The sequence below is a fragment of the Arcanobacterium pluranimalium genome, from assembly GCF_016907845.1.
Taxonomy (GTDB): Bacteria; Actinomycetota; Actinomycetes; order Actinomycetales; family Actinomycetaceae; genus Arcanobacterium_A; species Arcanobacterium_A pluranimalium.
The window spans coordinates 1,749,927-1,763,919 of sequence record NZ_JAFBCS010000001.1 but is presented as its reverse complement, the minus strand read 5'-3'; the positions used below and the strand labels follow the sequence as shown (position 1 = coordinate 1,763,919).

The window sequence follows — 13,993 nt, the reverse complement described above, 5'->3', positions numbered from 1 at the left end:
CTTAAAATCAACGACGTGGCTTGTTGTGCTAAATTTCGGCAGAACAAGCCACGTTTCCACAATCTTGTAATACACTAAGACGGTGCACTTAAAGACTTTGACTCTGCGTGGATTTAAGTCCTTTGCTTCATCCACGACAATGCGATTTGAACCAGGGATCAATTGCGTGGTCGGACCAAATGGTTCGGGAAAATCCAATGTGGTTGATGCCTTGGCTTGGGTCATGGGTGAGCAGGGTGCAAAGAATCTGCGCGGTGGCAATATGGCGGACGTTATCTTCGCCGGAACTTCCAAACGTCTAGCTCTTGGGCGCGCTGAAGTCTCGCTCACCATCGATAATACCGACGGTGCGCTTCCCATTGAATTTTCCGAGGTCACTATCACCCGCACACTGTTCCGATCGGGTGGATCAGAGTATGCAATTAACGGCACTGCCTGCCGTTTGCTTGATATCCAAGAACTGCTCTCTGATACGGGCATGGGTAAAGAAATGCACGTGATCATTGGCCAGGGAAGACTCGATCAGGTATTAACAGCTACCCCAGAAGAACGCAGAAATTTCGTTGAAGAAGCTGCGGGGGTACTCAAGCACCGGCGTCGTAAAGAAAAAGCTTTGCGAAAACTTGAATCTATGCACGCGAACCTGGTGCGAATTGAGGATCTTGCATCGGAACTGCGCCGGCAACTTGGACCATTGGCGCGCCAAGCTGAGACCGCGCGTCGTGCTCAGGTAATTCAGCGTGACGTTTTCGATGCGCGAGCACGGCTTCTCGCCGACGACGCAGCCCAAGCACAAGCCCGTTTAACTGCGCAAACTTCCGACGACGGTATCCTTGAACAGCAAAAACAAGAACTCGCCGAGAAACTGCTCGCGTGCAAAAAAGATATTTCCCGACTCCAGCAGGCAGCAGATGAAGCCAATCCTCATATTGCTGGATTGACTGAGCAATGGCAACGGCTCAATTCTCTTGTGGAGCGTTTTCGATCGTTGTCGCAGCTAGCGAATGAACGTCATCGTTCGCTCAGCACCCCATCGGCTCAGATTAACCGGGGAGAATCTCCCGAGCATATCCGCGAACGAGCTGCTCAAGCCCGTGAGCAGGAAGAAGAATTCACGAAGGAAGTTAGTAAGGCCGAAGAGTCCTTGCGGGAAGCCATTTCACAGCGGGAAAAAGCAGAGCATTTTGAACGGGGCATCGATGCTGAGCTGCTCCACATAAATCGCACTTTAGCAGATCGCCGAGAGAACGCGGCGCGGCTCAGCGGGCAGCTATCTACTGCGCAGTCGCGGGTCGAGGCTCTAACTAATGAACGTCAGCGAGTTCAGGCTGCGATTCAAGCTGCTCAGAAGCGTTCCGACGACGCGCTGGCGCAAGTTTCCTTATTGGAACAAGATATTGTTGCGCATACCGATGGCGACGATACTCTCTCGATTGCGCACGAGGAAGTCGCTCGTGAGCTGCAAGAAGCCGATGATGCAGTCGAGGCAGCCCGCCTGGCTCTCAACGAGGCAAAATCTTTGGCTGTGGAGTGGAAAACTAAAGCGGCCACGCTCGCACTTTCATTGGCGCCCGAAGACGCGACTGCGTGGGCGCACGATACCTACCGAAACGGCATACGCGGCTTAGTGCGCGATAAGGTGCGCATATTGGCAGGTTGGGAAGCCGCAGTGGAGGCAGCGTTGGCGGGAGTGGCCGGAGGCGCGGTAGTCGATTCCATTGCAGACGCCGTTGACGCTCTGCGTGCGGCACGCGAAGCCCAGGCTGGTCACTTAGAACTGCTCATCACCCACACTGCGCCCTTGACCACAGACGCCGAACATATTGCTGAACGAGCTTTGAAAGACTCTGGATTTGCCCAGGATACGGCGTGTTTGGCCACATCTGTGATCGACCCGAATTCTCCCGTGGCCGACGTCGTGACCGGCATACTCGCTGGTACCGTACTGTGCGTCGATTTGGTGACGGCGAAAGCTTTGCTTGAACTAGGTGCGCCGCGTGTGGCCACTCTGCTCGGTGATGTATTGACTGCTCAGCATGCTTGGGGAGGGGAAGTAAACCAAGGTGCGATTCTCGCTCGGCAAGCTACGTACGACGACGCCGTCGCCCAAGCAGCGAAAGCGAACGAAGAGTTGCAGCGTGCGCAAGAGCGTCTCGATAAGAGTCTGACCGCTCATGTGCGTGCAAAAGAGGAATTCGATTCGGTGAGTTCGCAGCTCAATGCGCGAGATTCTCAGCTCGCCGCTGTTACTGCGCAATTGGGTGTATTGCGCCAATCGTTGAAAGCCGCGCAAGACGAAGTTGAGCGCAACGTGGCGCGAGACACCAAAATTGGTGTTGAGCTCGAAGCGCGCAACGAGGAGTGTGAGCGGATCCGCAAACAACAAGAATTAGTTGGCGCCGAACCAACTGATATTGAAGCGCGAGTTCAGGAGCTAAATTCTCAACGTACTGAAGCGCATACTCAAACAGTGAGCGCGCGTGCTACCGAGACCGAAGCGCGATTGATGTTGCGCACACGCGAGGAACGGCTACGCGCAATTGCCGGTAAATCCGAGGCTTTAGAAAATTCTGCGCAAGCTGTAGAAGCGAGGATCGCGCAAGAAGAACGTGCTGCCGTGCGCCGTCAACAGCTGGCTAAGATTGCACAGAAGGTGGGCGACCATTCACTTTCTGCTCTGCAGCGCAGCCAAGAGCTCCTAGAAAAAGTTACGGCACAGCGTCAAGAAGCGGAAGCTTCCCGTTCGGAGCGGGACTCGGAGCTGAGCGCCGCGCGCCGTCGTCTGGACGATCTTCAAGCTCAAGAGCGCCAACTCAACGATCTACAGCACCGTCAAGATATGGTAATTGCTGAGCTCACCTTGAAATTTGAACAGTTGGCTGCCAAGGCGATTGACGATTTAGGAATGGAAGTTCGCGTCCTCATTGAGGAATTTGGCCCGCACCTAATGTGGAAAGATTCCGACGGCGTAGACCAACCTTTTGTGCGTGAGCAGCAAGAAAAACGTTTGGCGCGCGCCGAGCGGGATCTGGCTCGTTTGGGCAAGATCAACCCTTTGGCTTTAGAAGAACATGCGGCTCTCGAAGAGCGGCAAAAATATCTCACTGAGCAGCTCCAAGATCTGCGCAAATCTCGCGATGATCTCTTGAAGATCGTGCGCGATATTGATGCTCGCGTTGATGAGGTTATGACCGCCGCTTTTGCCGATGTAGAACGCGAGTTTTCCTCCACATTTGCGCGGCTTTTTCCAGGTGGCGAGGGCAGGCTTGTGCTCACTGATCCACAATCGGTTTTGACGACGGGCATCGAAATTGAAGCGCGCCCGCCTGGTAAGCGAGTTAAGCGGCTGTCGCTTCTTTCCGGAGGAGAGCGTTCGCTCACCGCTGTTGCTTTCTTGGTGGCAATTTTTAAGGCTCGTCCATCGCCGTTTTATGTGATGGATGAAGTCGAGGCTGCACTGGACGATGTAAATCTCTCGCGGTTGCTCGATATATTCAAAGAGCTGCAAGAAAGTTCTCAGCTTTTGGTGATCACTCATCAAAAACGGACGATGGAAATTGCTGATGCTTTATACGGCGTCGCTATGAAAGAGCAGGGTGTTACTACAGTGATTTCACAGCGCCTGAAGGATGTTGTGCCACAATAGCGGCTTTCACTTATTGGAAGTGAGACGAGAACGCCTATATTGTGACCAACACTGTGCTGCTCATAGTGGATTTTTGAAACTGTAATCGATAGAAATATAGTGTGTTGATTACTGCTTTGCTCTTCGCTGTTGCTGCATGCATTTCTGTGCTGTTCGTCATGTACCTGCTTGGATTTGGCCGCAAAAATCTCAATGCGCGCAAAATTCTTGAGGACTCTGTGACGGATTGGCGAAATGACGAGCTTGATCTCGATGCTTTTGACGTAAAGACGCAAGAGACGTCGATTAGCGAAGTATTTTCAACATTTAAAGAAGCTGAGGGAGATGGCTACGTCAGCTTCGATCAGCTCAACGAACGAGTTCTAGGTATCGCTGAATCGGAAACCGTTCAGTCGATAATCTCGGGATCAGAAAAAGCGCTTGATAAAGGACGCAAAGTGTTTTCAAGTGTTTCCTCCTCTGATGCTCCCTCAAAGTAATTAGTTCTTTTCATTAGTTCTTTTCTTGCCTTTTCAAGAGCAAAGCGACACACTAGAAGTGTGACTTTAGAACTGATCATTTATATTCTTATTGGCCTTGTAGCAGTTGGCGGTGCCAGCGCTGTACTCATCAAGAAATCTCGTTCATCGCAAATAAGTGGCGAGAAAACGGAACTTCCTTGGGAGAAAGCTAAGACCCTCGAAGACTCGGCGATTGAAGACGCCGAGGTTATTGAAGATATTCCTCCGCTTTCGGTGGAAAAACCTGAGTCAGTACCTTCGCGAATGGAGCGTTTGCGCTCCCGGCTTGCACGCTCAGGTGGGCTTGGCCAAGCTTTGCTGGCTGTGTTGTCGCGTTCAGATCTGTCTGCTTCTGACTGGGAAGAAATCGAAGAAACACTGCTCATGGCTGATGTTGGTCTCGAATCAACAACGTATTTGATCGAGAAACTCAAGCAAGAAGCTAAGATTCGTAACACTTCAGATCCGGTCGTTATTAAAGACGTACTGCGAGCTGAGTTAATTAATCTCGTATCGATAGAGAAATCTCGCGAGCTCGACATCACCCCACAAACGGATGCTGATGGGAAGAAGATTCCAGCGTCCATCCTCATGGTGGGCGTGAATGGAACTGGAAAGACCACAACCACTGGAAAGCTCGCTCGACTGCTCGTAGCTCAAGATTATTCCGTCGTGCTCGGTGCAGCAGATACATTCCGCGCTGCCGCTGCCGATCAGTTACAAACGTGGGGTGATCGGATTGGTGTGGACGTTGTGCGTTCAGAACAAGTTGGTGCTGACCCGGCGTCTGTGGCATTCGAAGCGGTACGCGAGGGCGTAAACTGCGGCAGCGACGTCGTCATTGTAGATACCGCTGGACGTTTGCAAAACAAAGCTGGTCTGATGGACGAGCTGGGCAAAATCAAGCGCGTGATGGAAAAGAACGCTCCGGTTCGCGAAGTACTGCTGGTTCTTGACGCGACCACCGGGCAGAACGGACTGCGTCAAGCACAGGTATTTGCTGAAGTGACAGGCATTACTGGAATTGTGCTGTCGAAACTTGATGGCACGGCCAAAGGTGGAATCGTCATTTCGGTGCAACGAGAACTGGGAGTGCCGGTGAAGTTTATTGGCCTTGGCGAGGGTGCGGACGATCTTGCACCTTTCGATGCCCAAGCCTTTGTGGATTCTTTGCTTTCGTGACGTATAGTGCAGATTTGCTTGATCACTACGAGATCAATTTTGCGCTATCAGATTCGTTTCTGACCCAGCGGTGACATAGAATGACAGACAGTTCATTGCAGATTTCAGACCAAGGTATGTGAATGCTTAATTCTCTTTCAGATCGTATAACTGGCTCACTTCGTAACCTGCGAAAGCACGGCAAGCTTACTGAGCAAGACGTCGAGAACGTCATTGGCGATATTCGGCGTGCCTTGCTTGATGCGGACGTCGCATTGCCAGTGGTTCGCTCTTTTACTGCTGCGGTGCGCGAAAAAGCAACAGGAGCAGCGGTTTCACAGGCTCTGAATCCGGCTCAGCAGGTAGTCAAGATCGTCAATGACGAGCTCATTGAAGTCTTGGGCGGGGAGAGCCGCGATCTTAACTGGGCAAGCGCAGGGCCGACGATCATTATGCTGGCAGGTCTGCAGGGTGCTGGAAAGACCACCTTGGCTGGAAAGCTTGGACGTTGGTTGCGTGAAAACGGTAAGAAACCACTTCTCGTAGCTTCGGATCTACAGCGTCCAAATGCAGTTAATCAGCTGCAAGTAGTAGGTGAACGCGCAGGTGTGAGCGTCTATGCTCCTGAACCAGGAAACGGCGTTGGCGATCCAGTCAAAGTTGCGCGCGATTCGCTGCGGTATGCTCAAGAGAATAACTTCAACGTGATCGTGGTTGATACCGCTGGTCGTCTCGGTATCGACGAAGAGATGATGCAGCAAGCTCGCGATATTCGCGATGCCGTCAATCCGCATGAAATCCTCTTCGTGCTTGATGCAATGATTGGTCAAGACGCCGTCAATACCTCTATTGCTTTCCGCGACGGCGTGGGCTTCACAGGCGTGGTATTGTCCAAGCTCGACGGCGATGCCCGCGGTGGTGCGGCGCTCTCGGTGCGTGGCGTGACCGGTATGCCAGTGCTTTTTGCTTCAACGGGTGAAAAGCTCGATGCCTTTGAACGCTTCCACGCAGATCGAATGGCTTCGCGCATCCTCGATATGGGTGATTTGCTCACGCTCATTGAGCAGGCTGAGCGTACGTGGTCAGAGCGCCAAGCTGAAGATTTGGCAGCGAAAATGGCTCAAGGATCTTTCACTCTTGACGATTTCATCGAGCAGCTTGAGCAGATGCGCAAACTAGGCTCAATGAAGAAGATCATGGGCATGTTACCAGGCATGAATCAGTATCGTGATGCGCTCGATAACCTCGATGAACGCGATATTGATCGGCAGGTTGCAATCGTTCGTTCCATGACTAAAGCCGAGCGTAACGATCCAAAGATTCTCAATGGTTCGCGGCGTCAGCGTATCGCAAAAGGCTCAGGCACAAGCGTGCAAGAAGTCAATTCGCTGATGGATCGCTTCGAGCAGGCGAAGAAGATGATGCAGGCGATGTCGCGCGGTGGTGGTATGCCTGGGATGCCAAGTATTCCTGGTATGCCCGGTTTCGGTGGTGGTTACACCAAGAAGCAGCGTAAGAAGAATACCGGTAAGTCCTCTGGCAATAAGAAGGGTCGTTCGGGAAATCCAGCAAAACGGCGTCAGCAGGAGCTTGAAGCACAAAAACAGGTTGCCAGCCCGGCAAAAGGTAGCGCATTTGGTGCTGCCGCTGGCTCAGCACAAGATGTGGATATGGAAGCTTTGTCGAAGTTCTTGCGATGACTAATTACCAGCTCACTACCCCTGATCGTGAAACCCGTGACTGTGGCGTCATACGCCTGAGCGGGCAACTGCGCGGCTTCACGACGGACCAAATTTGGGTGGTGGATGGAAAAATCTCTCATACTCCGCCGGCCGCGGGTTCTAGCAAAGAGATCACCGGGTTCATTTATCCAGGTCTCGTTGATGCCCACACGCATCCGGGGCTTTCGTACACTCCTGAGCTTCTTGACGACGCCGAAGTGCACCGTCGTCTTCGAGCTTGCGTAGCGTTAGGTGTAACGGCGATACGCGACTGTGGGGGTCAGTGCGACGCCGGACAGATTCGCACCGAGGCCGAGCCGCGAGTTATCTACTGTGGCCAGCACATTGCGCGATTTAAGCGCTATATTCGCAATGCCGGGATTGATACTGAACCGCACGATCTTGTGCGCCAAGTTCGTCAGCAGTGCGAAAAAGCCAATGGCTGGATAAAAATTGTGGGCGATTGGATCAACCGAGACAAAGGCGAGTTTTCAGATCTTGAACCGCTGTGGCCGCGCGAGACGATAATTGCTGCTGTGCGCGCAGCTCATGACCTCAATACTAAAGTCACCGTGCACACTTTCGCACATGAGACGATTGATGATTTACTCGATGCTGGTGTTGATGGTATTGAGCACGGCACTGGCATGGATTGGGATCAATTAGTGCGAGCACGTGAGCAGGGTGTGCTTATCACGCCAACCGTAAATCAAATCAGCAGATTCCCTGAGTTTGCGGCAGATGCTGGAAAATATCCTGTGTATGCTCGGCGTATGTTGGATATGGACGCGCGGCGTCGTGAGCACTTGGCGATGATGGTTCAGGCGCAAACGCATTTCCTCATGGGTTCGGATACATCCGCTGACGTTGATCGACGTGGACTCCCTACTGAGCTGTGCGACGCCGTTCGCAACGGAATTCCAGCACATGTAGTTATGGACGCAGCGAGTTACGGTGGGCGTCGTCGTCTGGGATTAACTTCGTGGGAGGACGGCGCTGTGGCCGATTTTGTGGTCTATGACCGAGACCCAGAGCAGGATATCAGTGCCGTTTTATCACCGAGCTACGTGCTCATCGGCGGGCGCATCGTGGCCCATCGCTAAGTAGCGTCTCACTGCTGAAACGTGATCGGCTTACCTGTTTCAAGATTGACGGGCACGAAGCCGTCCTCGCCATCAAGTGGAACGAAGCCTTGCGGAATATCATTGTACGAAGCCGGATCTTCAATCGGCTCCACGTGTATCGTCACTGATGCATCGGAGAGTTTTTCTTCGATCTTTGCTTCGATTTGATGAGCGAAGTCGTGCCCCTCGCGCACCGTCCAGATACCGGGCACTTGCACATCAACTCGGATAAAACGCAGTCTTCCGGCTTGACGAGTTTGTAACCCGTGGAAACTTACGGTGTCGGATTGAAAAGATTTCAAGATTTCTACGATTGCGTGATTTTCTTCCGCCGGGAGAGTGGCATCGAGGAGGCCAGCCAAAGAGGTGCGAATCAATCCGATACCGATCCAGATGATGTTGAAGCCAACGACGATTGCCACGATTGGATCGAGGATTTCTAGACCAGTAATTTTGACGAGGAACACGCCAAAAATCACGCCAATGGTGGTGATGACGTCGGTGAGGAGGTGCTTTCCATCTGCGATAAGGGTAGGTGAGGAGTATTTTTTCCCTGACTGTAAGATGTAGTAGCCAACAAATCCGTTGATGGCAGTCGTCAATACCGAAACTACAAGGCCGATTCCGAGGTTCTCGAGAGGTACTGGGGTGAGAATTCGCTGTACTGAAACGAAAAGTATCAGCGCCGCTGCTCCAAAAATCATGGCACCTTCGATGGCTGCAGAAAAGTATTCCGCTTTTGATCTACCGAATGTATAGCGGGAATCTGCTGGTTTTGCAGCCAGTTTTAAGGCGTAGAGAGCCACGATTGCGGCCACGAGGTTGACCACCGATTCCATTGCGTCCGAGAGCAGCGATACCGATTCGGTAAGCATATATGCTGCAACTTTCATTGCGATGGTCACTATTGCAGCGGCAATTGAGAGCCATGCAAATTTAGCTAGATTAATGGTTTCAGTGTTCATAACTTTTATTGTGCGCTAGTGCAAAGTGAAATAACTATGTGGGAAGCCAATTAGTTTTGACTGTTTACCCACAGTTCAGATGGCCGAAAACACGATATTCGCCAGCGTGAACACGGGTTTGGGTAAAAAATTTGGGTAAAAGTAAAAATTTGGATGAAAGTGAACGCGGGTTTGGATGAATAAATGCGGTTTGGGGTATTGGATCTGAACGGATAATTCCGCGTGAGCGGTACCACCGAGAAGAATGAGATTCTAACTGTTATCTTCGCGCAATTTCTGGCAGAATATAACGTTGTACTCAGAGGACGTTAAGCCCCTCTCATCTTAACGGAATCTCAGTTCGGAGAGTTACGAAATGCGTGTTCCCACCGCTGAGTAGTGATAATCCAATGAAACAAAGAAACAGGAGTGACCGCACAAGTGGCAGTCAAAATTCGTTTAAAGCGCATGGGCAAGATCCGTGAAGCTATGTACCGTGTTGTTGTTGTTGATTCTCGCAAGAAGCGCGATGGTCGCGTTATTGAAGAGATCGGCTTCTACAATCCGAATACACAGCCATCTACCATTGACATCAACTCTGAGCGTGCTCAGTACTGGATTTCGGTTGGCGCACAGCCTTCAGAGCCAGTTCTTGCTCAGCTGAAGATCACTGGTGACTGGCAGGCCGCCAAGGGTCTCGAGGGTAAGTCAACCTTGAAGACTGTTGAAAAGGTCGACGCTGAAAAGGCTCGTGAAGAAGCTGTTAAGGCAGTTCAGAACGATGCTGAGAAGATTCGTGCAGCTAAGGCAGAAGCTCGTGCTAAGGCAGAAGCTGAAGCAAAAGCAGCTGCAGAAGCCGAAGAAGCACCAGCTGAAGAAGCTGGCGCTGAAGAGTCTGAGGAAGCCTGATGCTCGCACAAGCCTTGGAACATTTGGTCCGTGGAATCGTGGATAATCCCGATGACGTTGAAGTTACAACTCGTAATAACCGTCGTGGTGAATTGCTTGAAGTCCGTGTGAATCCTGAGGATCTGGGACGCGTTATTGGACGCAACGGTCGTACTGCAAAGGCTCTACGTTCCGTCGTTAACGCGCTTTCTACCAATGGCGCTGTTCGAGTAGATGTGATCGAAACTGATCGCTGAAATACTTTCTTAAGGGAAAACCCGCGCATCAAGCGCGGGTTTTCCCTTATCAGGTATATTTTATACAGCACAAAGATATCTCATTAACTATTGCTAGGGGTCGTAGTGAAGCTCATTGTAGCTATTATTGGAGCCGCTCATGGGCTCAAAGGCGAAGTCAAACTGGACGTGCGCACCGATAGCCCGCAACGTCGTCTTCATACTGGTGCTGCCCTCGAAACGGAACCTGCCGACGTCGGCCCACTCACTGTGTTAAAAACTCGCGAATACAAGGGAATGACTTTTGCGCGTTTTGAAGGGATCAACGATCGCACTACGGCTGAATCTCTGCGAGGAGTTCAACTAGTTATCGAAACAGATGAAGATGACGTTGAAGAAGATGCGTGGTACTCCCACGAACTCGTTGGCTTAGAAGCGCTTGATCCAGATGGCTACGAGCTGGGAATTGTAGTGGGATTGCAGCCGATGCCGGCTCAAGATTTGCTCCTTGTGCGCGAACCTGACGGACGCATTGCGCAAGTTCCATTTGTGCATGAGATCGTCACGGAAGTTGATATCGACGACCATTGCGTGATTATTGACGCGCCTGCGGGCCTGTTTTCTGACGATGAGCTTGCGGACGACGCATGGCACCTAGACGAAGCCGGGCACCTCAATGACGCCGACGAGACTCGCAACCTCGAGGGCGAGTGACAGCCGGAGCGTTCTTCATGCATTTTGACATCATCTCAGCATTTCCAGAATTTTTTGACGTGCTGCAAATTTCTTTGGTTGGCAAAGCTCAACAGCGCGGAATCATTTCGGTATCGATTCATGACATCAGGAACTGGACGCACGATATTCATCGCACGGTAGACGACACCCCCTTTGGCGGCGGTGCGGGTATGGTGATGAAACCCGATGTGTGGGCACAAGCAATTGACGCGACAGTTGCGAAAACTACCGCGCCTACCGTGCTCGCGATCCCGACGCCGTCGGGCATTCCACTTACCCAACGCAAGTGCGAAGAGCTGGCGAAAAAGCAGCATATTATTTTGGCGTGTGGGCGTTATGAGGGAATCGACTCGCGTATCGCGCAGTATTACTCTGATCAAGCCGGTGTAGAAGTATTCGAGTTTTCCCTTGGCGATTACGTGCTCAACGGGGGAGAAGTTGCGAGCGTCGCCTTAGTTGAGGCGGTATCGCGGCTGGTGCCAGGCATGGTGGGAAATCCGCAGTCGCTCGCCGAAGAATCCCATTCCGAAGCTGGACTGCTGGAATATCCGGTGTATACGCGACCTGCTGATTTTCGCGGAATTGCGGTGCCTGAGGTTTTGACGTCGGGCAACCACCAGGCGGTGCATCGTTGGCGTCGTAACCGTTCGCTTGAACGAACCGCGCAGCGTCGCCCCGATATGATTGCGCAGCTCAAAGCAACTCAGCTCGATAAGGGTGACCTTGAGGAATTGGCCCGGTTCGGGTGGTTTTGTGCCCAGGATGGCGAGCGTCTCGAGCGGTTGAGTTTTCGCCAAGCGATAGCAGACGACGCCGTAGCGCTGGCACAGTTTGCGCAGCTCACCTTTGTGGATGCGTGCCCAGCGGGAATGTCGGAAGCGGATATGACGGCTTTTATCGAGGAGAATCTGAGCGCGGAAAAATTTTCTCATTTCATTCACGATTCAGAGTTGTACTCGGTGTTCGTAGCGTGTGATTGCGCTGGTCACATTGTTGGGTACGCGCTCTATGAACACGGAAATGACCAAGCCCAAATCGCTGCCGGTGCCCCAAAGAGCTGTGCAAATAGCTTGACGGAGGAAGCGGTGAAGCTGGTCTATATGTCTAAGGCTTATGTTGGCCAGCGGTGGCGAGGCAGATACGTTTTCTCCGCATTATTTGATTACTCGGTTCAGGTTCTGCAAGACAAGCTCGGTACGCAGTCGAATTGGACTATTTGGCTCGGTACGCATGAAAGTAATCGGCGTGCGCAAAAGGCGTATAAGAACTTGGGCTTCTCTCGGGCGGGAAAGCGACAATTCCGCGTAGGTGATACGATCAACAGTGATGTGACTATGGTTCGCCCATTAAATGTGGCAAAATAGTTGAGTTGCTTATCGAAATGAGCGCAGTGCCTGCCGCAGGGGGTTTGCGTTCTGATAAGAAAATATCCGCTCGGCTTTGGGACTCCAATTGGTGTTTCATTTGGTGTTTCAAAGCCCTGAACCCACTCTGACCTGCGCGCAGGGTGAGAAATGATCGAATCATGGAGATTCCACAGTCAATTGCACAGTCCCAGATGGTTGAGCGTCCAGACTTCCGTCCAGGCGATACCGTTAAGGTGAACGTGAAGGTTGTTGAAGGTAACCGTCACCGTATCCAGGTATTCCAAGGCGTCGTTATCGCTCGCAAGGGTGGCAAGGGTGTAGGTGCAACCTTCACCGTTCGTAAGGTGTCTTTCGGCGTCGGAGTTGAGCGTAAGTTCCCACTTCACTCTCCGAATGTTGAATCCATCGAAGTTGTTACTCGTGGTGATGTGCGTCGTGCAAAGCTTTACTACCTGCGTGACCTTCACGGCAAGGCTGCAAAGATCAAGGAAAAGCGTACCGATAACAAGTGACTTTCTTAAAAATGGGCTCTATCTACGGATAGGGCTCATTTTTCATGTGATTTTGATTGTGGTGTGTATTGCGCGGTGGTTCGTGGTATCGCACAGCTAATATGCACTGCTCCATGTAGAATTCTGTTCGGAACAATTGATGCTCACACACGATTGGCAAATGAAGCGTGCGCCGCAGGAAAAACAGCTTGCTTTGTGGCGGCGGAGTTTCGCTCAAATTTTACCAATCGTGACGATGTTAGAATTGCCAAATAAATAGACAGAATATGATTCAAACAGCTGGGAGAACGCATGGATCAAGAGTCGGATGTCAGGCGTTTGACGCAAGACGACGAGACGATGCCGCCGTCGTTTCCCCCTGATCCTGGGGCGAAACGCGCAGTTTCGCATCCGGCGCAACCTGACCAGGCATCGACTGACGCTGAGCCACATAGTGATGAAGTGCCAGCGAAATCTCTTGGCCAGCGGATAATATCTTCTGTTGTCGAATTTGGTGTGGTGGTAGTTGTTGCTCTGCTTTGCGCAGTTTTGCTGAAAACTTTTCTGGTGCAGCCCTTTGAGATCCCCTCAGAGTCGATGATGAACACATTGGTTCCTGGTGATCGAATCATGGTGAATAAGCTGGCAGATTCGGAACAGGATTTGCAGCGTGGCGACGTCGTCGTCTTTGTTGATCCTGGCGACTGGCTCAGCGACGCACCAGTTCCACAGGCGGATGGAATCCGAGGTACGCTGCGGGATTTTGGCCAGCTTATCGGTTTGCTGCCGCAAAATGCTGGTACACATTTGGTGAAGAGAATTATTGGTATGCCTGGCGATCACATTAGTTGTGCTGGTCAAGGTGCTAAAATCCTCGTTAATGGCAAAGCTATTGACGAATCTTATGTGCGTGAAGGCGCCCAGCCGTCTATGGATGCGTTCGACGTCGTGGTTCCACAAGGGCATATCTGGGTTATGGGTGATAACCGTTCAAATTCGAAAGATTCGCGGTTCCATCAGCGCGCTCGCGGCTTTGGCTTTGTGCCCATTGCTAATATTGAGGGGCGTGCATGGTTAAAGATTTATCCGTTGAGTCGTTTCGGTAAGATTCCAGATGCTTCTCACGTTTTCGACGGCGTTCCGGCACCGAGCGCGCCTGCAAAATAGTGGATTCTTTCCT

Annotated in this window: 12 protein-coding genes; 11 read left to right on the top strand and 1 reads right to left on the bottom strand. The window is 51.7% G+C overall.

Annotation, left to right across the window (positions count from 1 at the left end; all coding sequences use genetic code 11):
- The first annotated feature begins 82 nt into the window (after positions 1 to 82).
- From smc to JOD55_RS07630, 5 genes are all read left to right on the top strand, one after another.
- Entirely contained in the window at positions 83 to 3,646 is a 3,564-nt protein-coding gene (smc, locus tag JOD55_RS07650) for a chromosome segregation protein SMC (protein ID WP_338022228.1), read from the top strand.
- A gap of 101 nt (positions 3,647 to 3,747) precedes the next feature.
- Positions 3,748 to 4,125: a hypothetical protein gene (locus JOD55_RS07645; protein ID WP_204399429.1), complete on the top strand. Its 378-nt coding sequence runs from the start codon at positions 3,748 to 3,750 to the stop codon at positions 4,123 to 4,125.
- Positions 4,126 to 4,185: 60 nt separating this feature from the next.
- Positions 4,186 to 5,328 carry a signal recognition particle-docking protein FtsY gene (gene ftsY / locus JOD55_RS07640; protein ID WP_204399428.1) on the top strand — a complete coding sequence of 381 codons (1,143 nt, stop codon included), beginning with the start codon at positions 4,186 to 4,188 and terminating at the stop codon, positions 5,326 to 5,328.
- Positions 5,329 to 5,450: 122 nt separating this feature from the next.
- Complete coding sequence (ffh, locus tag JOD55_RS07635) at positions 5,451 to 7,007, top strand: signal recognition particle protein (protein ID WP_204399427.1); 1,557 nt, start codon at positions 5,451 to 5,453, stop codon at positions 7,005 to 7,007.
- Complete coding sequence (locus JOD55_RS07630; protein WP_204399426.1) at positions 7,004 to 8,131, top strand: amidohydrolase family protein; 1,128 nt, start codon at positions 7,004 to 7,006, stop codon at positions 8,129 to 8,131. The genes ffh and JOD55_RS07630 overlap by 4 nt, the downstream gene beginning before the upstream one ends.
- Before the next feature lie 8 nt (positions 8,132 to 8,139).
- Here the strand turns inward: JOD55_RS07630 and JOD55_RS07625 are convergent, their stop codons facing one another.
- Positions 8,140 to 9,117 (bottom strand): cation diffusion facilitator family transporter, encoded by a 978-nt coding sequence (locus JOD55_RS07625; RefSeq protein ID WP_204399425.1) that lies wholly within the window; start codon positions 9,115 to 9,117, stop codon positions 8,140 to 8,142.
- Between the two features lie 420 nt (positions 9,118 to 9,537).
- On the opposite strand from JOD55_RS07625, the gene rpsP reads away from it, so the two are divergent.
- From rpsP to lepB, 6 genes are all read left to right on the top strand, one after another.
- Positions 9,538 to 10,005 (top strand): 30S ribosomal protein S16, encoded by a 468-nt coding sequence (gene rpsP, locus JOD55_RS07620; protein ID WP_204399424.1) that lies wholly within the window; start codon positions 9,538 to 9,540, stop codon positions 10,003 to 10,005.
- Positions 10,005 to 10,241 (top strand): RNA-binding protein, encoded by a 237-nt coding sequence (locus JOD55_RS07615; protein WP_204399423.1) that lies wholly within the window; start codon positions 10,005 to 10,007, stop codon positions 10,239 to 10,241. Before rpsP ends, JOD55_RS07615 begins: the two co-directional genes overlap by 1 nt.
- Before the next feature lie 105 nt (positions 10,242 to 10,346).
- On the top strand, positions 10,347 to 10,934 hold the full coding sequence (rimM, locus tag JOD55_RS07610) for a ribosome maturation factor RimM (protein WP_204399422.1): 588 nt from the start codon (positions 10,347 to 10,349) through the stop codon (positions 10,932 to 10,934).
- 17 nt (positions 10,935 to 10,951) lie between these two features.
- Positions 10,952 to 12,319, top strand: a complete 1,368-nt coding sequence (gene trmD, locus JOD55_RS07605; protein ID WP_204399421.1) for a tRNA (guanosine(37)-N1)-methyltransferase TrmD — start codon at positions 10,952 to 10,954, stop codon at positions 12,317 to 12,319.
- 161 nt (positions 12,320 to 12,480) lie between these two features.
- Complete coding sequence (gene rplS, locus JOD55_RS07600; protein ID WP_204399420.1) at positions 12,481 to 12,834, top strand: 50S ribosomal protein L19; 354 nt, start codon at positions 12,481 to 12,483, stop codon at positions 12,832 to 12,834.
- A 291-nt stretch (positions 12,835 to 13,125) separates the two neighbouring features.
- Positions 13,126 to 13,980, top strand: coding sequence for a signal peptidase I (gene lepB, locus JOD55_RS07595; RefSeq protein WP_204399419.1), 855 nt, complete (start codon positions 13,126 to 13,128; stop codon positions 13,978 to 13,980).
- Positions 13,981 to 13,993: the final 13 nt, after the last annotated feature.

What these genes read in the sequence shown, in the direction of transcription:
- ffh (WP_204399427.1), top strand. Translation starts at nt 5,451, where the DNA reads ATGCTTAATTCTCTTTCAGATCGTATAACTGGCTCACTTCGTAACCTG.
- JOD55_RS07630 (WP_204399426.1), top strand. Translation starts at nt 7,004, where the DNA reads ATGACTAATTACCAGCTCACTACCCCTGATCGTGAAACCCGTGACTGT.
- JOD55_RS07625 (WP_204399425.1), bottom strand. Translation starts at nt 9,117, where the DNA reads ATGAACACTGAAACCATTAATCTAGCTAAATTTGCATGGCTCTCAATT.
- JOD55_RS07615 (WP_204399423.1), top strand. Translation starts at nt 10,005, where the DNA reads ATGCTCGCACAAGCCTTGGAACATTTGGTCCGTGGAATCGTGGATAAT.
- trmD (WP_204399421.1), top strand. Translation starts at nt 10,952, where the DNA reads ATGCATTTTGACATCATCTCAGCATTTCCAGAATTTTTTGACGTGCTG.
- rplS (WP_204399420.1), top strand. Translation starts at nt 12,481, where the DNA reads ATGGAGATTCCACAGTCAATTGCACAGTCCCAGATGGTTGAGCGTCCA.
- lepB (WP_204399419.1), top strand. Translation starts at nt 13,126, where the DNA reads ATGGATCAAGAGTCGGATGTCAGGCGTTTGACGCAAGACGACGAGACG.